Here is a 20,984-nt window from a genome sequence, read left to right on the forward strand (position 1 = left end):
AATAAAATTTTCAATAAATAAAAAGACCATATGGATAAATATGGTCTTTTTATTTACAAGTCTTTGGAAGTTGAAGTTTTTTCTATATTGCAATAAGAGCTAGCAGATTATTGAACATGTGCGTCATCATTGAGCAGCGTATATCACGCGCCCTTATATATACCCAAGCTAAGATAGACCCCATCGCCCAATACAAAACAAGATACTTAGTAAACTTTGGATCATGAACAATTCCAAAGATTAACCCACTGCACAAAATACCAAGCCATTTATTAGCTGGCGTATCTTTGAAAAAGAAGGTATTGAAAAATAATCCACGAAAAATAAGTTCTTCAAAGATTGGTGCAACAATAACTACTATCACACCATACAAGTTACCTGATTGCAGAGAAATTCGATTTAAGGCCTCTTGATTATTTGACGTGGTTGAATTATTAATGCCAAGAACTATGGGAATCACAATATTTGCTGCCAGAATTAATACTACTCCTAAAAGTGAAATCAATAACTGCCTATTATTCAAAAGAAACTTTTGACTTAAGTCATGATTATTTAGCCTTTTTAATTGCCAGCGATAAAAAGCATAAATCAATAAAGCCCCGATGAGAGTTACTATCGCAATACCAATCATATACGTGTTGTCACTACTAATGTGAAATTTCCTTTTAACCACTTGGGGATAAAAATAGAGCTGCTCGATAACGCCATATATGATAAAAGCTATTATCATGGCTCCAATATTTCCTAGGAAATTAAAAAAATTCTTCATTCGTCCCTGCCTTCATGTATCTTAGTTTTGATTTTTAACTAATTAACTGATTATGTTTTCATAGTATACCCTAAATTCATCAATTTATGGTGTTTAAGTTTCACAAATACCTACTTAGTTTCTGCTAAAATATCATCTTTGTGTTATTAGCACTTATTCGTTATTTCCTAGGAAATAGTTCATTTAAGTACCACTCGTTTTATTTGTTATGACTTTTTGACACTCTCTATTATAATGAACTTAATTATATCTTTTAGGAGGATAACTATGAGTAAGCTTTTTCAAGTATTTGGCGAAAATCAACCTTTTATCTATCTTTCGCTGATGGTTCTTGGGGCCTTCTTGATTTTCATAATTTGTTGGTTGAAAGAGCCTCGTAGACTACTCAATGGTATTTTATTTACTGTTTTCCTTCTTATACTGGGTATCTGGCTAGCAGTAACTGTGTTGTCGACAAGACTGCGCCCATTAATTTTAGCTTTTGAAATTTTACTAGTTATTTTTATTGGTTTAGTCACCTTGGTAGTTACCTTTTCATGGGTCTTCTTTTTGTGGAATGCTTATTTTGTTTGGAAGCGAGAGACCCATACCGTTTCAAACTTGCTGACATTATTCATCGGACTCGCTTTATTAGCTATTTGGATTATTGCTCTAATCGGGCCATTTAATAACTTTCCTTCTTGGGCAAAAACTTTGCTGTATGCCCCAACCCTCGTAATTGACTATTTATTGTTTATTGCTTACAACTTTTTGGTTAATCTTACTCTTTATCAGCTAGTCCCCCGTCAATACAATCAGGATTATCTTATTGTTTTAGGTGCAGGATTATCAAATGGTGAAACTGTCACGCCATTGCTGGCAAGCCGTATTAACCGAGCTATCCAATTCGCCCAGAAGCAGGTTGACAAAGGACGTAAAATGCCTAAATTTATTATGTCGGGGGGCAAAGGGCCTGACGAAAAAATTGCTGAAGCACAAGCGATGACTGAATATGCGGTAGCACGAGGTATTAATCCTGATTACATTTTGAGGGAAGAAAAATCTAAGAACACATATCAAAACATGCAATTTTCAGCCCAAGTAGCCCAAAGTGATTTTGGGAGTGATAATTATCGAGCTAAGTTTTTCAGTAACAATTATCATATCTTTCGTGCCGCCTTATTTGCTAGAAACGCCGGCTTGAATGCTAACGGAATTGGTTCTTATACCCGTTTTTACTTCCTGCCAAATGCAATAGTTCGCGAATTTGCGGCAGTATTACTTATTAATAAAAAGCGCCATGCATTAGTTATTGCAATCATTTTGCTATTTTCTGTAATCTATTCTATATTACAATTTTCAGGTATCGCACATTAGTAATTAATTATTTGTTTCGTAAATTTAATAAGTAGTAGATGCACTATGTGACCTACTACTTTTTGTTTAGTGTATTCAGGGTAAAAAGGTTCTTAAAATAATATAAATTTCAATTGCTTTTCTTAGATTTACGCATCTATAAATGGTAAACTGCTTGTTATTAATTATATATAAATAAAGGGTTAAAAGGACAATATATGCTTCAATTAAAGAATTTACGCAAATCTTACCATGTTGGTGATACTGTCACTAAAGCGCTCGACAACGTTTCTATTTCGTTTCGTAACCAAGAGTTTGTTGCCGTTTTAGGACCTAGTGGCTCTGGTAAGACAACAATGCTAAATGTTATTGGTGGTTTAGATCGCTATGATAGCGGTGATTTGATTATTAATGGTAAGTCAACCAAGAATTTTAAAGAAACTGATTGGGACGCATACCGAAACAATTCGGTCGGTTTTGTTTTTCAAAATTATAACCTAATTTCCCACTTATCGATTATTGCTAATGTTGAGCTTGGGATGAACTTGTCTGGTGTTTCTGTTTCTGAGCGTCACCAGCGAGCAGTCGATGCCTTAACTCAAGTTGGTTTAAAAGATCATATTTCAAAAAATCCTAATCAATTATCCGGTGGACAAATGCAGCGCGTTGCTATTGCGCGTGCTTTAGCTAATGATCCCGACATACTTCTTTGCGATGAGCCAACTGGAGCACTCGACACAGAAACTTCTGTGCAAATTATGAAGTTGATTAAGAAACTTTCTAAAGATCGTCTAGTCGTGATGGTTACGCACAATCCTAAACTTGCCCAAGAGTATGCAACAAGAATTGTTAATTTCCAAGATGGTAAAATTTTAGATGATTCGAACCCTTATACGCCAGAAGACGAAGAAGATAGTTTCAGCTTAAAACGGACTAGGATGTCATATTGGAACGCTATTAAGCTTAGCTTTACTAATATCATGACTAAAAAAGGACGGACTACCCTAACCGCCTTTGCATCTAGTATCGGAATTATCTCAATTGCTATTGTTTTATCACTTTCAAATGGTTTTCAAAAGCAAATTGATACGACCATGAGCAAGGCTCTGGCAAAATACCCTGTTTCAGTTGCCCAAACTGCTACCGACATGGGGAGCATCAGCAGCCGCAGTGAATCAACTGAAAATGTTAAAAATCGTGGTTATTTGACCGCGAAGCAAAATGCACTTCAACAGTCATCACACCAAAACAAGATTACTAAAGAGTATATTGACTATGTCAAAAAGATTAATCCAGAATATGCCAATAATATCTCTTACCAAGTTGGTGTCTCGCTTAACTTGATTGGCAATACCAACGGTAACGTTAAACCGGTGCAGTTTTCACCACTCCCTGCGGGGACTGCTGCCTCTCAAGCTTACGGTCAAATGCAGTCTCAAGCTGCTAGCATGTCCTTTATTGGATCGGCTGTTTTTCCTACATCACTCAACAAGAACAAAGGAAACTTTTTAAAAGACAATTACCAACTGCTTTCCGGAACTTGGCCAAAAAAATCGACTGATTTGGTATTAGTAATCGACAATGAAAACTCTGTTAATATCAATGTCTTAAAAAACTTAGGTATTAAAGTAAAAGCAAATGAGAAGTTGGACTTCAATAAGCTAGTTGGCAAGGAGTTTAGAGTAGTTGCCAATAACGATTATTACCAAGAGCTGCCAACCGGAATGTTTGTTCCGAAAAAAGCTGATAAGCAGATGTATGACAGTAGCAAGATTAAATTACGTATCGTGAGTGTAATTCGTCCTAAAGATTCAAGCTCGATGGCCTTGCTTTCTGATGGAATTGCATATAGCGATAAATTAGCTGAAAGTGTCATTAAGCAAAACAAAAATTCAGCAATTGTTAAGGCGCAAAGAAAGTCTAACCGTAACGTCATGACTGGGCAAAATATGAATGCCAATGCCAAGAAACAAATGATGCAGTCAATTGGTGGGGTTAGTTTACCGGCCGGAATTATGATTTATCCAAATGATTTTGATTCCAAAGATAAGGTTTTGAACTATCTTGACAAATGGAATAAAGGTAAGAGCAAGAAAGATAAGATTATTTATACTGACATGTCCAGTGCTGTTACTTCAATGACTGGAGGATTGTTAAACGGAATTACTGCCGTGTTAATTGCTTTTGCTGCTATTTCTTTGGTTACCTCAATGATTATGATTGGGATTTTAACTTACACGTCAGTCTTGGAGAGGACAAAAGAAATTGGAATTCTGAAAGCTTTAGGGGCGCGGAAGAAGGATATTACTCGGGTATTTGATGCCGAAACTTTCATCTTAGGTATTTTTTCCGGTGTTTTAGGAATAGTCATTGCTCGACTGCTAGTGTTCCCAATCAACAGTATTCTTTATTCAATTACTGATCTGAAGAACGTTGCTCAGCTTAATCCCCTGCACGCTTTAATCTTAATTGTAATTTCAACCATTTTAACCATGCTTGGCGGTCATCTACCAGCAAGAATGGCTGCTAATAAAGACGCTGCAATTGCTCTAAGAAGTGAATAATTCGCTTAACTATAAAACCATGCTTAGTGTTACATGTGAAACAACATTAATCATGGTTTTTGTTTTGCTTAAATTTCTAGCTACATTTTTTGGTAAAAGTTAGTTGACATATTGGCATATACCAATTTATAATTATCTTAATTATAAATGGAGGCGTAAATATGAAAATAATCATCACCGCTGATAAGGCCAGCGGAAGTACAAAAGGGTTTGAAATTTTTAAAAAGAGCATTAACGATGGTGCAAAGGTCATTGGTTTAGCAACGGGCTCTACACCTGTTGGACTGTATCAGGAATGGACTAAAAGTAATCTTGACAACAGTGATTTAATCAGTATCAATCTTGATGAATATGTGGGATTAACTCCAGATAATGATCAAAGTTATCACTACTTCATGCAAAAAAACCTATTTGATCAAAAACCGTTTAAAAAATCATACGTTCCTGATGGAATCAAAGCCATCAATGATCCTCAAGGTTCGTCTGATGATTACAACCAAATTATTGCAGAAAATCCAATTGATATTCAGCTTTTAGGTCTAGGACAAAACGGTCATATTGCTTTTAACGAACCTGGAACTCCATTTAATTCAATAACTCACGAAGTTAATTTAACTGAAAACACTATTAAGGCAAACTCTCGCTTCTTTAGCAATATCAATGATGTACCTAAAACGGCAATTTGTATGGGAATAGCAAATATCATGGCCGCAAAACAAATTGTCATTATGGCATTTGGTGAAAATAAAGCAGCAGCCGTTAAAAAGATGGTTGAAGGTCAAATAACTGAAGATGTCCCTGCTTCTGTATTGCAGAACCATTCTAATGTCACCTTAATCGTTGATCATGATGCGGCAAGCAAATTAAGTGATAAATACAAAAACTAAACAGGCATTAGCCTATTAAAAGCGACGCAAGTGCGTCGCTTTTTTTGTAGACAAAATTGAATTTTATTGTTCTGTATAAATAAGTGCATATAACTATACTAACAAAATAATCCGTACTATGATTAGAGTAAATCACGAGAGGATGGTGATAAGTTGAAACGAAGTAAAAAGTGGTTACTAATAATATGTATGGTCTTATTAATACCACTGCCAATTTATCTTTTATGGCAAACCAGTAGCTTTTGGCAAAAATACCTTAAAGTAAAATTGCCTAGTATTGGTTCAATAAATCCAATTCTTGCATGGTACTTAGTCGTTATCAGCGCTGTTGTCCTTTTAATTTTAATTATTAGTCTATTAGTTGTTCTGTTCTGGCCAGTTCAGAGATACTTCATTTTAATTCGTAAACCGGATGGTCAGGTTAAGGTAACTAGCAAAGCAATTAACGGTTATGTGCTGAATTCTTTAGCCGACCTACCCTTTATTAGTAAAGTTAAGGTTGATTCACGCCTGACTAATCGGAAAATTCAGATTAAGATTAGCGGCAATTTAGGTAACGGTGAAAACGTTAATGCGATTCTTGAGAATTACCTTGAAGAGCTAAAAAGCAACCTTGGTCGGTTATTAGGGATTGCTCAGAAACCCAAAATTAAAATCAAATTTGTTAATTATCAAAGCTCTAATAATCCGGAAACACGTGTACATTAAAGGAGGTAGCGATGAAAGAGACTTTGCAAAAGCACCTCCCAGAAGTTTGCGGTGCTGTAATTGGTTTGCTAATAGCTTTTTGTTTTTTAGGACTTGGCTTTTTTAAGACCATTTTTGTAATTGTAATGCTAATAGTAGGTCTTTTAGTTGGTCATTATTGGCCCCTACTGAAAAATTTGGTAAGAAAGTAATAGCGGAAAGGAATAATGTAGTATGGTTCAAAATAGTAATCAAAGTAGTTCTAAGCAAGAAATCAAAGGCGATTTGAAGTATGACGAAAAAGTAATTCAAAAAATAATAGGTATCGCTCTTTCAGATGTTAAAGGCCTATTGACTGTTAATGGTGGCTTTTTCTCAAACCTGGCTGACAAAATCGTCAATACCGATGATGTTACTAATGGCATAAATGTTGAAGTCGGCAAAAAACAAGTGGCAGTAGATATTGAAATTGTTGCCGAATACGGAACAGAAGTTCCTAAACTTTATGATGAGATTAGACAAAAAATCTATGACAAAGTAAAAGAAATGACTGGTCTGGATACTGTTGAAGTCAATGTTACCGTAGTCGATATTAAGACCAAAGAAGAACATGAAAAAGACTCAGTTAGCCTACAAGATCGTTTTGCTGGTGCAACCCAAGACGCTAAAGACAAAATCGGAGAGCAAAAAGATAAAGCTGTAGAAAAAACAGAGAAAAAACAAGAAGATCGAGTTAAATAGGAAAAAATTGACTAAAACTTGTTAAAAAGCGAAGTCGCACTCAGATAAGTAGCGTTTCGCTTTTTTAGTTTCACGTGAAACCAAAACTTGCCGACAGGTTATCATCCTTTTACTGTTATGCTAAAAAATAGAGAAGTGTTACACTGGTAAAAAGAAGTTTATCAAATAAGGAAAAATGCCATGAAAGCCCAATTTGAGTATGCTCAAGAAGAAGATTTAGCAGCAATTGTTAAAATTTATAACCAAGCCGTCCCTACCAAAATGGCAACTGCGGACTTGCAACCAGTATCTAAAGAATCAAAACAAAGCTGGTTTAATTCTTTTAATCAACAAGAACGTCCTATTTGGAAAATTACTGTATATCAGCAAATTGTTGGTTGGGTATCACTTGAGTATTTTTATGGTCGTCCAGCCTATTGTCATACAGCAGAAATTAGCCTATATATTGACCAACATTCACAGCGATGCGGATTAGGCCAGCAGGCTCTAAACTTTGTGTTCAGTCAGTTGTCTTCTTTGCAGTTAGACACATTAGTAGCTTATATTTTTAGTCATAATTATCCTAGTCTCGCTCTCTTCCAAAAAAACGGTTTTGTTGAATGGGGGAATTTACCAGCTGTGGCAACAATAGACAATAAGAAATGCGACCTTAAAATTTTTGGCCGCCATTTCGATTAGCTAAGAAGCTTAAGACAGAGCTTAACGCTGGTGTTCCACGTGAAATGCCAACAGAAACGCTACTAACAAATTTTATATTTGTAAAAAAGTTCTATTGTTTTATACAAAATCGCTTGACTTTTTGCTATTGATTTTAATTAATTTTTTTCTTGTGTACCACTATATCTCGTATTAAACTAAATAAGAATCTATATATTGTATTTTAGAAAGAACGTGATCCAAGTTATTGTTTTAAGTGGGCCGATTGGAGCCGGTAAATCCAGTTTAACCAGTATTTTAGCTGAACATTTAGGTACACAAGCTTATTACGAAGGAGTTGATAACAATCCTGTCCTCCCTCTTTATTATCAAGATATGAAACGCTATACCTTTTTGCTCAATATCTACTTACTTAATCACCGTTTAGCCCAGATTAACCAAGCAGTTAAAGAAAAAAACAGTGTTTCAGACCGTTCAATATATGAAGACGCGCTCTTTTTTCAAATGAACGCCGATAGTAAGGTAGCTGATCCGACCGAATTCAAAATTTATGACAGTTTACTTGAAAATATGATGGAAGACACTCCGGGAAATCCAAGTAAAAAGCCTGATTTATTAATTTATATTCGAATATCTTTAGACACTATGCTTAAGCGCATCGAAAAGCGTGGTCGTTCATACGAACAGCTAAGCTCGGATCCCAGTTTAAAAGATTATTATGCCCGTTTAATTCGCTACTATGAACCGTGGTATGAAAATTACACTGCTTCACCAAAAATCGCAATTGATGGTGATAAATACGATTTTATTGGTGATGAAAAAGCCAAAAAAGAAGTCCTGAGCCAGATTGATAATAAATTGCACGAAATTGGCAATTTGAAATAAAGAAGGAACGTGATGACAGTTATTGTTTTAAGTGGCCCAATTGGTGCCGGTAAATCCAGTTTAACCAGTATTTTAGCCAAGTATTTAGGCTCTAAACCATTTTATGAAAGTGTTGACGACAATCCTGTATTGCCACTTTTTTATGCTGACCCTAAAAAATACGCCTTTTTACTTCAAGTGTTTTTCCTAAACACTCGCTTCCGCAGTATTAAAAATGCATTGACTGATGATAATAATGTACTTGATCGTTCAATTTACGAGGATGCTCTCTTTTTCCAGATGAACGCTGATATTGGTCGTGCAACTGAAGAAGAAGTCGATACATATTACGAGTTGCTTAATAACATGATGAGTGAACTTGATCATATGCCGAAAAAGAATCCAGATTTGCTTGTTCATATCAATGTATCATACGAAACGATGCTCAAGCGAATTCAAAAACGTGGCCGTCCATACGAGCAACTTAGCTATGACGCAACCCTTGAAGACTATTACAAACGTCTACTGCGCTATTACAAGCCATGGTATGAAAAATACGACTATTCTCCTAAAATGGAGATTGACGGTGATAAGCTCGACTTTATGACTAACGAGCACGACCGTCAAGTCGTTTTAGATCAAATAGTAGCTAAGTTAAAAGAAATGGGCAAACTACCTCAATCATGGGACAAGTCCACTGACATTAAAATAGACGCATAATTATTTGCCTTTTATCAACTTAATCAAAATCAAAGTCATTTCCTTTAGTAAAAAACTGAGGAAATGACTTTTTTGTCGAATAATCACTTATTTTCCTTTGAATGAGGAAATGTGTTATGATTGTCCTAAGTATTTTTTCAGGTGTTTTTAATTTTATCTAAGTAATATTGATTCACAAATAGTCGATTAAAAAGGAAAAAAGATGAATTATATTATCTCAATCATGCCTTCTCTACTTTCGGGCGCAAAAATGACCTTGCTTTTATTTTTTTGGACAATTATCATTTCCATTCCATTAGGAATTATTGTTAGTTTAGGATTACTCTCACATATTAAAGTCCTACGCTTATTTTTAAAGTTCTATGTTTGGATTATGCGCGGGACACCATTATTACTGCAGTTAATTTTCATTTTTTATGGTTTGCCAATTATTGGTATTATTTTCCAGCGTTATAACGCTGCGCTATTTGCTTTTATATTAAACTATACTGCTTATTTTGCTGAAATATTTCGTGGGGGGTTTCAAGCCGTTCCATCCGGTCAATACGAAAGCGCACAAGTCTTGCAACTTAGCTACTGGCAAACGCTACGCTATGTAGTTATTCCCCAGGTAAGTAAAATTGTCATCCCCTCAATCGGTAACGAAGTCATTAATCTTGTTAAGGACACATCTTTAGTTTATGTTATTGGATTAGGCGAGTTGCTACGCGCAGGTAACGTTGCAACGGCTCGTGACGTTACACTAGTTCCACTAGTTTTAGTGGGGATAATTTATTTAATGATGACAGGAATTACATCCTATTTGTTGAAGAAAATAGAACAAAGTTACTCAAAGTGGAAATAATCATAGGTGGCTATCATGCTTGAACTTAAAGAAATTACCAAAAAATATGGTTCACGAATCATTTTAGATAGACTTAATTTAGCTATTCCAGATAAACAAATTTTAGCCATCGTTGGTCCATCTGGTGCAGGTAAAACTACGCTATTGCGCTGCTTAAGCGGGTTAGAACATGTTGACTCCGGACATTTCTTTTGGAATAATCAGCAATTTGATCCAGCTGAGTTTAATAAAAGCAGTCAGATTATCGGAGTAGTTTTTCAAAACTACGAATTATTCCCTAATTTGACCGTACTGGATAATATTACATTGGCTCCGGTTTTAGCGCTAAAAGAAAGCAAAGATGCAGCTAACACAAAAGCACAAGAGTTGCTTCAAGAGCTTGATTTGCAAGAAAAAGCGCACCTTTACCCTTATCAGCTTTCAGGTGGTCAAAAGCAAAGAGTGGCTATCGCACGCGCTCTTGCTATGGAACCACAAATTCTTTGCTATGACGAACCGACTTCAGCCTTAGATCCGGCTTTACGAAATAAAGTTGGTGAAATTATATTGCACCTTAAGAATAGCAAAGAAATGACCCAAATTGTCGTTACACATGATCAAGAGTTTGCTAAGCAAGTAGCTGATCGTATTTTTAAAGTCAGTGCACTAGACAACAAGAAGGTAAATTTAAATGAAAAATAAACATTTACCAACTTTAATAGTGCTCATTTTTTGTATATTCTTTTTGACAGCTTGCAGTGGGGTTTCCGTCAGCCGGAGAGCAAATCAGATTGATAATTGGTTGCAAATAAAACAGCGCGGCTATGTCATTATTGGGGTTGACGATACTTTTGTTCCTATGGGTTTTCAGCAAAAAAATGGTCATTTAATCGGTTATGACGTAGACTTGGCAAATGCCGTTTTCAAACAATATGGTTTAAAAGTTAGTTTCCAAACAATTGACTGGTCAATGAACACTACGGAGCTACGTAACGGCACCATTGACCTAATTTGGAATGGCTTTAGTAAAACTCCAGCCCGCGCAGCTAAAGTAAATTTTAGTAAAACCTACTTATATAGTACGCAAGTTTTGGTCTCATTAAAGAAAAACAAAATTACCAGTCCAAAGACGATGACCAATAAAACACTAGGAGTTCAATCTGGCTCCTCAGGATATAATGCTGTAATGAACTATCCAAAAGTTTTTAAAAATCGCATAAAAGACCATGAACCCATCCTTTATGACTCGTTCACTAATGCCTTTATTGACTTAAATGCTGGACGAATTCAAGGACTTTTAATTGATAGTACGTATGCAAATTACTACATTTCGCACCAAAAAAAGCCTGAACTATATACTGAAGTCCAAAGCCCCTTCCCAAAAGAGGGCTTTGCGGTTGGTATGCGTAAAAGTGACTTAACTTTACAGCAAAAAATCAATAAGGCTCTCGGTGTGCTCGCACAAAACGGCACCTTAAATCGTATTAATCAAAAATGGTTCGGGAAGCAAGCTCAATCGCCATTATTAAAGTCGACTAGCAAAGATTAATCTATTCTGTTTAACACTTCAGCAATGCCATCATGATTGTTATCCAATGTGACGTTTCCGAATTTCTTTTTCAAGTCACTGGGAGCATTCCCCATCAAAAAAGGATGACCAGCTGCTGTTAGCATTGATTCATCATTGTAATTATCACCAAAAGCCCAGCAACTTTGCAGATCAACGCCAAAATGTTGAGCAGCTATACGAATACCTCTTCCCTTAGAAACGCCCTTAACCATCAACTCAAGTAGATTAGGAGCTGACTTAACTAAAACTAATTCCGCGTATCGTTGCTTAATGTCCAGCTGCACTTCTTCCAACTGATCTGGTTCACCCATAAATAATATCTTGTGCACGCCTTGTAGTTCTTTTATTTGAAGAGCAGTGGTTGGTTTAGCTTTAACCTTAACTATTTGCTCTTCTTTTTCCACCAAGAAAGAACTATTTCCCGGGGAATAATACCAGCTATTGCCACTATACACATTCCACGCAATTTTGTTGTTCTTTTTTTCAATGTAGGAGCAAATTTCTGCTGCTATTTCTGCTGCCATGTATTGCGAGTTCAAAGTTTGACTCATTTCATCCAAGACTAAAGCACCATTATAAGCAACCATAGGACATTTCTCAGTGATTTGTCCTGCAACCGTCATAACAGCCTGTGGCATTCTAGCAGATACAGGTATAAAAATATTGCCGTTAGCAATTTGCTTACGTATTGCGGCACACGTTTTAGGCGTAACTTTTAAATGAGTGTTAATTAATGTTCCGTCAATATCGGAAAAAAGCAGTTTAGTCATAATTTACCTCATTTTTATGAAAATGGTAGATTGCGATTTAACTAATTCTACAAACTAATTGCCCCATAGGTCAATTTACTCTAATGTTTATCTCATTAGTAAATCTTGTTTATTTCATGTTTTTTTTGTATATAATTCGCATTTGCATTTATCTCTGCGTATGATACACTGTAATAGTTCTAAAGTTCTTACTAAACACGAACATTAATATTGTGGGAGAGATTAAATGGATTTTATAAAGAATTATTTCCAACTCGATAAGTATAAAACAAGTGTTAAAGTTGAATTCCTTGCTGGATTAACCACTTTCATTAGTATGTCATATATCTTATTTGTTAACCCTAGTGTTCTAGGTGCTAGTGGTATGGATAAAGGAGCAGTTTTCACCGCTACAGCACTAGCTAGTGCTTTGGGTACTGCGCTAATGGGTATTGTTGCTAACTACCCCATTGGAGAGGCACCTGCTTTAGGAATTAATGCCTTTTTTGCTTATACTGTTTGTGTCGGTATGCATGTTTCATGGGAAACAGCTTTAGCTGCAGTCTTTGTCGCTTCCATTCTTTTCATCTTGATTACCATGTTTAAATTGCGTGAAAAAATCATCAACGCAATTCCAGCTGACTTAAAATTTGCTATATCTTCTGGAATCGGTCTGTTTATTGCTTTTTTAGGAATGCAAGATGGTGGTCTGATAGTTGCAAACAAATCTACACTCGTTGGGCTCGGATCACTTCATGACCCTGCAGTTTGGATTACAATTTTCGGTTTACTAGTTACAGTAGTTTTAATGATATTAAATGTTCCTGGTGCAATCTTCATCGGAATGGTATTAGCAGCAATTTTTGGCGTTATTACTGGGCAGATTGCCTTACCTTCTAAGGTTGTTTCTATTGCTCCAAGTATTGCTCCAACTTTTGGCCAAGCTATTTTCCACGTGAAAGATATTAATACACTGCAAATGTGGGTTGTTGTATTGACCTTTTTACTTGTAACTTTTTTTGATACCGCAGGTACTTTAATTGGCTTAGCACAACAAGCAGGTTTCATGAAAGATAATAAAATGCCTCGTGTTGGCAAAGCGCTAGCCTCTGATTCCACTGCCATGATGGTTGGTTCTGTTTTAGGCACCTCACCAGTTGGAGCATTCGTTGAATCAAGTGCTGGGATCGCTGTAGGTGGTCGTACTGGTTTAACAGCGGTTTTTGTTGCAATGTTCTTCTTGATTTCAATGATTTTTAGCCCGCTGCTTGGTTTATTCACTACTCATGTAACTGCACCTGCTTTAATTATCGTGGGTGTCTTAATGGCTCAAAATACTGCTCATATCCACTGGGAGAAAATGGAAATTGCAGTTCCGGCATTCTTAATCTTAGTTGGTATGCCACTAACCTATTCAATTTCAGACGGTCTAGCATTGGGACTAATTACTTATCCAATTTGTATGCTTGCAGCTAAACGAGGAAAAGAAGTAACACCAATGATGTGGGTACTATTTGTTGTCTTTATTATTTTCCTGTGGGTGTTAAACTTCTAAATTTGCGATATAAGGAAAGCAAACTTGAAAAAGCTTGCTTTTTTTGTTGTCTAGGAAATATTCCTTCAAGGTCTTTAGCTTGTGCTAAACTAGTTTTGTTAACCATTTTTATTTATTATTTGGAGGAAAAATGACGACATTAGACAAAGTCTTTCATTTAAAAGATGCTCATACCACTGTCAAACGAGAATTAATCGCTGCATTAACAACATTTGTCAGTCTCTCCTACATCCTTTTTGTTAACCCTAGTATTCTGCATGCTGCAGGAATTGATAAAGGGGCAGCATTCACAGTTACCGCAATCTCAATTGCAGTAGGTTGCTTTATTATGGGCTTAGTTGCTAACTACCCGATTGCATTAGCTCCTACCCTTGGCAGCGCTGCGTTTTTTGCTTATAACGTCTGTGGTGGGATGCATATTAACTGGGAGACTGCGCTCGCAGCAGTTTTAGTTGCTTCTATACTTTTTATTTTAATTACCATTTTAAAGTTACGAGAAAAAGTTGTTGATGCTATCCCTCAAGATTTAAAATACGCTATTTCGGCTGGAATCGGTTTGTTTATTGCTTTTATCGGTTTACAAAATGGAAAGCTAATTGTCAACAGTGATTCTAACTTGGTAACTTTAGGAAAGTTCAATTCTCCTACAGTTTGGATTACTCTTTTCGGTTTGACACTAACGGTTATCCTAATGGCAATGAACATTTCTGGATCAATCTTTATTGGCATGGTTGTAACAGCAATCTTTGGAATGGCTATCGGACAAATTGCTATTCCAAAGGCGATAGTTTCAAGCGCCCCTAGTATCGCGCCTACCTTTAGCAAAGCGATTTTTCATTTGAAAGACATTAATACGCCCCAGTTGTTTATGGTCGTTTTAACCTTCTTGTTGGTTACTTTTTTTGATACCGCCGGGACACTAATCGGCATGACTGAACAAGCTGGTATGGTCGACAAAGATGGAAAAATCCCTCGAATTGGTAGAGCTTTCCTATCTGATTCGCTTGCAATGGTTGAAGGAGCTGTTCTTGGTACTGCTCCACTTGGAACTTCAGTTGAATCAAGTGCTGGAATAGCAATGGGCGGACGAACAGGCTTAACTGCTGTTTTCATTGGTATTTTCTTCTTGATTAGTATGATTTTCAGCCCATTATTAGCTGTTATACCAACAGCCGTTACAGCTCCCGCTTTAATTATTGTTGGTGTGCTAATGGCCGGTAACTTAAAAAAGATCAATTGGGACAAATTTGAAATTGCTTTCCCCGCGTTTCTAACAGTTATCGGAATGCCACTCACATACAGCATATCTAATGGACTTGCATTAGGTATGATTGCTTATCCAATAACGATGATTGCTTCAAAACAAGCCAAAAAAGTTTCGCCAATGATGTATGTTCTGCTTATTGTTTTCATCATTTTCTTCTTAGTGACAAACATGTAAAAAGCTAGAAGTGTACGGCGCTGAATGAGTACCTTAATTAACTTATATCAGTACGTTTTCTACTAAAATTAAGATAAGCTATTAAACAAAAAAACCAGTCGAGCTATACGCTAACTGGTTTTTTGTTATGTGTTACACGTGTAACACAATTATTTTTCTTCATACCATTCAGTATGATAGACACCCTCACGATCATTTCTAAAGTAGGTGTGCGCACCGAAATAATCACGCTGACCTTGAATTAGGTTGGCCGGTAAACTTGGATTAAAAATTGACTCTAAGTAGTTTAACGACGCACTCAAAGTTGGAGTTGGAATACCTGCTACAGTAGCAAGTTCAATCGCTTCCCGCAAAGCAGGGAGGTCAGCTTCCATTAAATCATTAAAGTATGGATCTTGGAACATGTTATCAAGTTCCTTACCATCAGCAAATGCTTTTTCAATATCTTTAAGCATTGATGAACGAATAATACAGCCCGCTTCCCAAGACTGGGCAATTGCCGGATAACTTAAGCTCCACTTGTAGGCATCAGCAGCCATCTTAAGTTGCTGGAAGCCTTGAGCATAAGCAACAGCTTGGCTTAATTGCAAAGCTTTTTCCAGATTATCAATCAAGTCTTCTGGAACATCACCAGTCCATTTAACATCCTTGCCTTCACGCGTTGTTGCCTTTGACATGAAACGGCTAATAACTGCTTCGGCAATAACACTAATCGGAACACCAAGGTGCACGCCGTCTTCGAGCATCCAATTGCCAGTACCTTTGTACGAAGCAACGTTTAAAATGTGATCAATTATATGATCTGGAGTCAATTCATCTTTTTGCTTTAAAACTTCTGAAGTAATTTCACTAAGGTATGCTTGAACTAGCCCTTGATTCCAAGTTGCAAATATTTTAGACATTTCATCATTAGATTTTCTCGCAACCTTACGTAAAATATCGTAAACCTCAGAAAATTCTTGCATAATGCCATATTCGATACCATTGTGAACCATCTTAACGTAATGGCCGCTTCCTTCTGGTCCGATAAAGCTCACACAGGGCTGACCGTCAGAATTCTTAGCAGCAATTGCTTCTATAATTGGGGCAACTTCCTGATACGCTTTTTCGTCACCGCCAGGCATAAGTGCAGGGCCATTTAGAGCTCCTTCTTCACCACCAGAAACACCCATACCGATAAAATGAATGCCATGCTTTTGCATTTCGTGAAAGCGTCGATTAGTGTCATGGAAGTTGGAGTTTCCACCATCAATCAAAATGTCACCTTTATCTAAAAGTGGTAACAATTTATGTAAGGTTTCATCGACAGGCTTACCAGCCATAATTTGAATTAAGATTTTGCGCGGTTTTTCTAAAGAACTAACAAATTCTTCCCAAGTATAAGTCGGTTTTAGTTTGTCATCTTGATATTTAGCAAAAGCATCAACTTCTTTTTTATTAATGCTAAAACCAGAAACGGAGAAGCCGTTGTTCTTAACGTTTAGGGCAAGGTTCTTACCCATAACGGATAAGCCAATAACACCAAATTGTTGCATCTGTATTCCTCCATAATTAAAAATCATACTCTATTATTATACTTGTATGCTAACAAAAAAGCGAAACTTTCAAAAAGTTTCGCTTTTCATTTTTTTAGCTATATTTATTAGTGTGCTGAAGCACCTGAAGTAGTGTCAGTTTTTTCTGGCTCTGGTTCTGGTTCTTCTTCAGCTTCTGAAGCACCTGAAGCAGTATCTACTACTACGCCATATTTTTCAGCAAAATAACTAAATGGCTTCAAGCCTTCTGCTTGATACTTCTTAACAAATTCTGGGTCATCGAGAGTATTCAACTCAGTTGAGTATGGCATCTCGTGAGTTAGCTTGATGTCAACCAACATTGGTCCATCCATTTGCTTGAATTCTTTGACAGCGTCCTCAAAGTCTTGCTTAGTACGTACGGTTACGCCCTTAACGTTCATACCTTCAGCAACTTTGGCCCAGTCGTTGTCAGGCATGATAACGCCTGACAATGGTTGGTGAGATTCATCAACTTGCTCAGCTTCGATGAATCCTAAAGTTTCGTTAGTGAAGACAACGTTGATAACGTGCATGTTGTAGCGTGCTTGAGTTAAAAGTTCTTGGTTCATCATTGCGAAACCACCGTCACCGCTCAAGTTCCAAACTTCACGTTCAGGACGAGCAGTAGCAGCAGCAACAGCAGCAGGTGAGCCAAAGCCCATAGTTGCGTATAGACCTGAAGTTGCCCAAGTTTGTTCATCATGTAGGTTTACCAAACGTTGGAAGTCAATGTTAATGTTACCAACGTCAACAGCAAATTGAGCATCATCACTAGCATATTTGTTAATAATGTCAAAGATTGGTTCACGACGAATTGGCATTTCGTCTGAATCATCAAAGCTGTGCTCCCAATCTTCCCAGTTCTTACGGTCTTCAATAGATGCCTTGTAAATTGGTGATTCTTCACGGGCTTCACCAGCGTCAATAATTGCTTGCAAAGTCTTAGCACCATCAGCCAAAATTGGAACATCAACTGCATGACGTTTGCCTAATTTTTCTGAATCAACATCAATTTGAACAACCTTAGCGTTTGGTTGGAAGAAGAATAGTGAGAATGGCGAGTCGTTACCTACCCAAATCACAGCATCAGCGAACATTTGAATATCGTCACTTGGCTTAGGAGCAACACGACCAATTGAACCCATGTATGCTGGACACTTGTCTTCAACAACACCTTTGGCCATAACTGAAGATAGTAACGGTGTCTTGAATTTTTCAGCAAATGCTTCTAAAACGTCGCCGTGTCCCTTCATACCTAAACCAAAGTAAACAACTGGGTTCTTAGCTTCTGCAAGAATCTTAACAGCTGCATCTACATCTGCTTTTTTAGGTGCTGCATAGTTAGGAACAGCTGCTAATGCGTTGTAGTTTACGCGGAAGTTATCTTCAATCTTGTCCCAGCCAAAGTCCTTAGGAAGGATTAAAACAGCCGGACCCTTCTTAGCGTATGCCTGACGAATAGCTTCATCCATCATTGCAGGAATTTGTTCTGCGCGCTTAACTTGGTGGTTCCATACAGCAACCGGATCAAACCAAGGCTTTTCATCAAATGCCTGGAAGAAGTCCATGTCTTGACGACTAGTTGGAACGTTAGCAACAATTGCTACCATTGGAACTTTATCGTACTTAGCATCGTATAAACCGTTCATCAAGTGAACCGCACCTGGTCCTGCTGAACCAAAGCACACACCAATTTTGCCGGTGAGTTTATATTCTGCCGCTGCAGCTAAAGCACCAGCTTCTTCGTGCCGTACTTCAATATACTTCATCTTTCCCTTAAAGTCGTGGATAGCATTCATAGTTGAGTCGAATGAACCACCTGGGAAACCATAAATATGATCAATATGCCAGTCCAATAAAACTTGGAGCATGGCATTTGCGCCATTAATTTTTGCCATTTTAAAGTGCATCTCCTTAAATACATTTACTTACATAATGTATTAAAACACATAATTTCACAATTTCAAGTAAGTAAAATTACCGCTTACATAAACATGTAAGCGCTTTGTAAAGATATTAACTTCACAAAGTTATATAGATAACTTGTTGTTTTTTGTTAATAGCAATAATTATATTTGTGATTATCTGATCATTGAGGCAAATTTTTTGTATTTTTTTAGTATATTATTTTCAGAAAAATATTTTTAAATTTTTACTAAGCTAATTACTTAATTTTCGCATATCGTCCGTTCTGAACGTAAACACTTAAAATCGCAATATCAGCCGGATTAACACCAGAGATTCGTTCAGCCTGGGCAATCGTTTCGGGACGAATTTTCTCAAATTTTTCTCGGGCTTCAGTTGCTAATCCTTCAATCGCTCCATAATCAATATCAACCGGAATTTTCTTGGCTTCTTGTCGATGCAATCGATCTATTTGCTGCTGCTCCTTCTTAATATAGCCAGCATATTTAACGTTAATTTCTATCTGTTCTTTAACATACCGCTCACGTGAAATGCGCATTCCGGTTAGTTTTTCAATATCTTCAACTTGCACACGAGGCCGTCTTAAAAAGACATCCGCCTTAACGCCAGCTTTCAATCTTTCCTCACCTATACTTGCAAGGTACTCTTGCACGTTTTCGTCGGGATGTACAGTAATCGACTTAATAGCTGCTTCAGCCTGAGCAAGCTGCTGTTTTTTAGCTAAAAATCGAGAGTACCGCTCTTCAGAAATTAAACCAAGATTGTAGCCATAGTCAGTCAATCGAAGATCAGCATTATCATGGCGTAAAATCAAACGGTATTCTGCTCTTGAAGTCAACAAGCGGTACGGTTCTTCCGTTCCTTTTGTTACCAAGTCATCGATTAAAACTCCTATATAGGCTTCGTCTCTGCCCAAAGTGAACCCTGGTTGATTAGCTGCACGACGTGCTGCATTAATTCCAGCAATTAAACCCTGGCCAGCTGCTTCTTCATAGCCCGAAGTGCCATTCATTTGGCCAGCAGTAAACAAGTTCTTAATGTTTTTAGTTTCTAACGTATGCTTTAATTGCCATGGATCAATCGCATCATACTCAATCGCATAGCCTGGACGCATTAGTTCGGCATCTTCAAGTCCTGCAACTGTATGTAACATCTCTAGCTGAACTTCTTCAGGCATTGAAGTTGAAAAATCTCCAACATAAATTTCTTTAGTATTTATTCCTTCAGGTTCAAGGAAAATTTGATGACGTGGTTTATCCGCGAAACGGACTATCTTTGTTTCAATGGATGGACAATAGCGGGGACCAACTCCCTTGATTTCTCCAGAAAACATCGGGGAACGGGTCAAGTTTTCATTAATAATTTTATGAGTCCTTTTGTTTGTATACGTCATCCAACAAGATACTTGTTCTTTAAGATAGTCTTCGTCTTTGCTTTCAAAAGAAAAGTGACGCGAAATGGTGTCTCCTGGCTCTTCTTCTGTTTTGGAATAGTCAATCGTATTGCTGTTAATACGTGGCGGCGTACCTGTTTTAAAGCGACGCAATTTAAAGCCAAGCTTTTCCAAATTTTCGGACAATTTGATTGCTGGAATGGTGTTATCAGGACCCGAAGAATAATTCAATTCGCCAATATAAATGCGACCACGAGCTGATGTGCCAGTAGTCAAAACCACACTATGGGCATAATATCGTGCTCCGGTATTGGTAATCAGACCCTTGCAAACGCCATTTTCAACAATTAACTCATCAACTGTTGCCTGACGTAAAGTTAAATTAGGCGTATTTTCTATTACGTTTTTCATGTGTTCATGATATTGCCATTTATCTGCTTGAGCACGTAATGCTTGCACTGCCGGACCCTTTCCGGTGTTTAACATTCTCATCTGAATATAAGAAGCATCAATAGTCTTGCCCATTTGGCCTCCTAGGGCATCTATTTCCCGCACCACTGTTCCTTTTGCAGGACCACCAATAGACGGATTACAGGGCATAAATGCAACCATATCCAAGCTAATCGTTAGCAGCAGTGTTTTCTGCCCCATTTTTGCACTTGCTAAAGCTGCCTCACTACCTGCATGACCAGCACCTACAACAATTACATCATAGTCATTTGAGTCGTAGCTTTTAATCATTTTTTA

The 20,984-nt window shown here is 37.2% G+C and carries 19 protein-coding genes; 14 read left to right on the forward strand and 5 right to left on the reverse strand.

Translation table 11 applies throughout. The annotated features are described in order from the left end of the window. Positions 1-82 precede the first annotated feature (82 nt). Complete coding sequence (locus tag AC2JF9_RS05160) at positions 83-769, reverse strand: CPBP family intramembrane glutamic endopeptidase (RefSeq protein WP_500725727.1); 687 nt, start codon at positions 767-769, stop codon at positions 83-85. Positions 770-1,036: 267 nt separating this feature from the next. On the opposite strand from AC2JF9_RS05160, the gene AC2JF9_RS05165 reads away from it, so the two are divergent. From AC2JF9_RS05165 to AC2JF9_RS05220, 12 genes are all read left to right on the forward strand, one after another. After that, positions 1,037-2,125 carry a YdcF family protein gene (locus AC2JF9_RS05165; RefSeq protein ID WP_500725728.1) on the forward strand — a complete coding sequence of 363 codons (1,089 nt, stop codon included), beginning with the start codon at positions 1,037-1,039 and terminating at the stop codon, positions 2,123-2,125. Positions 2,126-2,322: 197 nt separating this feature from the next. Continuing rightward, positions 2,323-4,668, forward strand: a complete 2,346-nt coding sequence (locus AC2JF9_RS05170) for an ABC transporter ATP-binding protein/permease (RefSeq protein ID WP_500725729.1) — start codon at positions 2,323-2,325, stop codon at positions 4,666-4,668. Positions 4,669-4,829: 161 nt separating this feature from the next. Further along, positions 4,830-5,555: a glucosamine-6-phosphate deaminase gene (locus AC2JF9_RS05175; protein WP_500725730.1), complete on the forward strand. Its 726-nt coding sequence runs from the start codon at positions 4,830-4,832 to the stop codon at positions 5,553-5,555. 153 nt (positions 5,556-5,708) lie between these two features. Continuing rightward, positions 5,709-6,263, forward strand: a complete 555-nt coding sequence (gene amaP / locus AC2JF9_RS05180; protein WP_500725731.1) for an alkaline shock response membrane anchor protein AmaP — start codon at positions 5,709-5,711, stop codon at positions 6,261-6,263. Positions 6,264-6,274: 11 nt separating this feature from the next. Continuing rightward, the gene (locus AC2JF9_RS05185; RefSeq protein WP_500725732.1) at positions 6,275-6,454 is read left to right on the forward strand and encodes a DUF2273 domain-containing protein; all 180 of its coding nucleotides are present in this window, start codon (positions 6,275-6,277) and stop codon (positions 6,452-6,454) included. 22 nt (positions 6,455-6,476) lie between these two features. After that, on the forward strand, positions 6,477-6,983 hold the full coding sequence (locus tag AC2JF9_RS05190) for an Asp23/Gls24 family envelope stress response protein (protein WP_500725733.1): 507 nt from the start codon (positions 6,477-6,479) through the stop codon (positions 6,981-6,983). A gap of 180 nt (positions 6,984-7,163) precedes the next feature. Further along, the gene (locus tag AC2JF9_RS05195; RefSeq protein WP_500725734.1) at positions 7,164-7,661 is read left to right on the forward strand and encodes a GNAT family N-acetyltransferase; all 498 of its coding nucleotides are present in this window, start codon (positions 7,164-7,166) and stop codon (positions 7,659-7,661) included. 213 nt (positions 7,662-7,874) lie between these two features. After that, positions 7,875-8,525: a deoxynucleoside kinase gene (locus AC2JF9_RS05200; protein ID WP_500725840.1), complete on the forward strand. Its 651-nt coding sequence runs from the start codon at positions 7,875-7,877 to the stop codon at positions 8,523-8,525. A 12-nt stretch (positions 8,526-8,537) separates the two neighbouring features. Further along, entirely contained in the window at positions 8,538-9,224 is a 687-nt protein-coding gene (locus tag AC2JF9_RS05205; RefSeq protein WP_500725735.1) for a deoxynucleoside kinase, read from the forward strand. Positions 9,225-9,426: 202 nt separating this feature from the next. Then, entirely contained in the window at positions 9,427-10,068 is a 642-nt protein-coding gene (locus tag AC2JF9_RS05210) for an amino acid ABC transporter permease (protein ID WP_500725736.1), read from the forward strand. Positions 10,069-10,083: 15 nt separating this feature from the next. Beyond that, positions 10,084-10,749 (forward strand): amino acid ABC transporter ATP-binding protein, encoded by a 666-nt coding sequence (locus tag AC2JF9_RS05215; protein ID WP_500725737.1) that lies wholly within the window; start codon positions 10,084-10,086, stop codon positions 10,747-10,749. Beyond that, a complete protein-coding gene (locus AC2JF9_RS05220; RefSeq protein ID WP_500725738.1) occupies positions 10,739-11,596 on the forward strand; it encodes an amino acid ABC transporter substrate-binding protein in 858 nt (285 codons plus the stop codon). The genes AC2JF9_RS05215 and AC2JF9_RS05220 overlap by 11 nt, the downstream gene beginning before the upstream one ends. Here the strand turns inward: AC2JF9_RS05220 and AC2JF9_RS05225 are convergent. Then, positions 11,593-12,390 (reverse strand): Cof-type HAD-IIB family hydrolase, encoded by a 798-nt coding sequence (locus tag AC2JF9_RS05225; protein ID WP_500725841.1) that lies wholly within the window; start codon positions 12,388-12,390, stop codon positions 11,593-11,595. The two genes, AC2JF9_RS05220 and AC2JF9_RS05225, sit on opposite strands and share 4 nt — an antisense overlap. A gap of 223 nt (positions 12,391-12,613) precedes the next feature. Here AC2JF9_RS05225 and AC2JF9_RS05230 point away from each other — a divergent pair, with 223 nt between their 5' ends. Together AC2JF9_RS05230 and AC2JF9_RS05235 are read left to right on the forward strand one after the other, a co-directional pair. Then, on the forward strand, positions 12,614-13,921 hold the full coding sequence (locus tag AC2JF9_RS05230) for an NCS2 family permease (protein ID WP_500725739.1): 1,308 nt from the start codon (positions 12,614-12,616) through the stop codon (positions 13,919-13,921). Between the two features lie 130 nt (positions 13,922-14,051). Further along, positions 14,052-15,362, forward strand: coding sequence for an NCS2 family permease (locus AC2JF9_RS05235; RefSeq protein ID WP_500725740.1), 1,311 nt, complete (start codon positions 14,052-14,054; stop codon positions 15,360-15,362). A 149-nt stretch (positions 15,363-15,511) separates the two neighbouring features. Here the strand turns inward: AC2JF9_RS05235 and gnd are convergent, their stop codons facing one another. From gnd to mnmG, 3 genes are all read right to left on the reverse strand, one after another. Then, positions 15,512-16,897, reverse strand: a complete 1,386-nt coding sequence (gene gnd, locus AC2JF9_RS05240; RefSeq protein WP_500725741.1) for an NADP-dependent phosphogluconate dehydrogenase — start codon at positions 16,895-16,897, stop codon at positions 15,512-15,514. A gap of 107 nt (positions 16,898-17,004) precedes the next feature. Next, positions 17,005-18,816 carry a pyruvate oxidase gene (gene spxB / locus AC2JF9_RS05245; RefSeq protein WP_500725742.1) on the reverse strand — a complete coding sequence of 604 codons (1,812 nt, stop codon included), beginning with the start codon at positions 18,814-18,816 and terminating at the stop codon, positions 17,005-17,007. A gap of 266 nt (positions 18,817-19,082) precedes the next feature. Next, entirely contained in the window at positions 19,083-20,978 is a 1,896-nt protein-coding gene (gene mnmG / locus AC2JF9_RS05250) for a tRNA uridine-5-carboxymethylaminomethyl(34) synthesis enzyme MnmG (protein ID WP_500725743.1), read from the reverse strand. Positions 20,979-20,984 lie beyond the last annotated feature (6 nt).

It is taken from the genome of Lactobacillus sp. C449L (assembly GCF_059900815.1).

What these genes read in the sequence shown, in the direction of transcription:
- AC2JF9_RS05165 (WP_500725728.1), top strand. Translation starts at nt 1,037, where the DNA reads ATGAGTAAGCTTTTTCAAGTATTTGGCGAAAATCAACCTTTTATCTAT.
- mnmG (WP_500725743.1), bottom strand. Translation starts at nt 20,978, where the DNA reads ATGATTAAAAGCTACGACTCAAATGACTATGATGTAATTGTTGTAGGT.
- AC2JF9_RS05170 (WP_500725729.1), top strand. Translation starts at nt 2,323, where the DNA reads ATGCTTCAATTAAAGAATTTACGCAAATCTTACCATGTTGGTGATACT.
- AC2JF9_RS05230 (WP_500725739.1), top strand. Translation starts at nt 12,614, where the DNA reads ATGGATTTTATAAAGAATTATTTCCAACTCGATAAGTATAAAACAAGT.
- gnd (WP_500725741.1), bottom strand. Translation starts at nt 16,897, where the DNA reads ATGCAACAATTTGGTGTTATTGGCTTATCCGTTATGGGTAAGAACCTT.
- AC2JF9_RS05190 (WP_500725733.1), top strand. Translation starts at nt 6,477, where the DNA reads ATGGTTCAAAATAGTAATCAAAGTAGTTCTAAGCAAGAAATCAAAGGC.
- spxB (WP_500725742.1), bottom strand. Translation starts at nt 18,816, where the DNA reads ATGGCAAAAATTAATGGCGCAAATGCCATGCTCCAAGTTTTATTGGAC.
- AC2JF9_RS05205 (WP_500725735.1), top strand. Translation starts at nt 8,538, where the DNA reads ATGACAGTTATTGTTTTAAGTGGCCCAATTGGTGCCGGTAAATCCAGT.
- AC2JF9_RS05160 (WP_500725727.1), bottom strand. Translation starts at nt 769, where the DNA reads ATGAAGAATTTTTTTAATTTCCTAGGAAATATTGGAGCCATGATAATA.
- AC2JF9_RS05175 (WP_500725730.1), top strand. Translation starts at nt 4,830, where the DNA reads ATGAAAATAATCATCACCGCTGATAAGGCCAGCGGAAGTACAAAAGGG.
- AC2JF9_RS05210 (WP_500725736.1), top strand. Translation starts at nt 9,427, where the DNA reads ATGAATTATATTATCTCAATCATGCCTTCTCTACTTTCGGGCGCAAAA.
- AC2JF9_RS05195 (WP_500725734.1), top strand. Translation starts at nt 7,164, where the DNA reads ATGAAAGCCCAATTTGAGTATGCTCAAGAAGAAGATTTAGCAGCAATT.
- AC2JF9_RS05185 (WP_500725732.1), top strand. Translation starts at nt 6,275, where the DNA reads ATGAAAGAGACTTTGCAAAAGCACCTCCCAGAAGTTTGCGGTGCTGTA.
- AC2JF9_RS05220 (WP_500725738.1), top strand. Translation starts at nt 10,739, where the DNA reads ATGAAAAATAAACATTTACCAACTTTAATAGTGCTCATTTTTTGTATA.
- AC2JF9_RS05215 (WP_500725737.1), top strand. Translation starts at nt 10,084, where the DNA reads ATGCTTGAACTTAAAGAAATTACCAAAAAATATGGTTCACGAATCATT.
- AC2JF9_RS05235 (WP_500725740.1), top strand. Translation starts at nt 14,052, where the DNA reads ATGACGACATTAGACAAAGTCTTTCATTTAAAAGATGCTCATACCACT.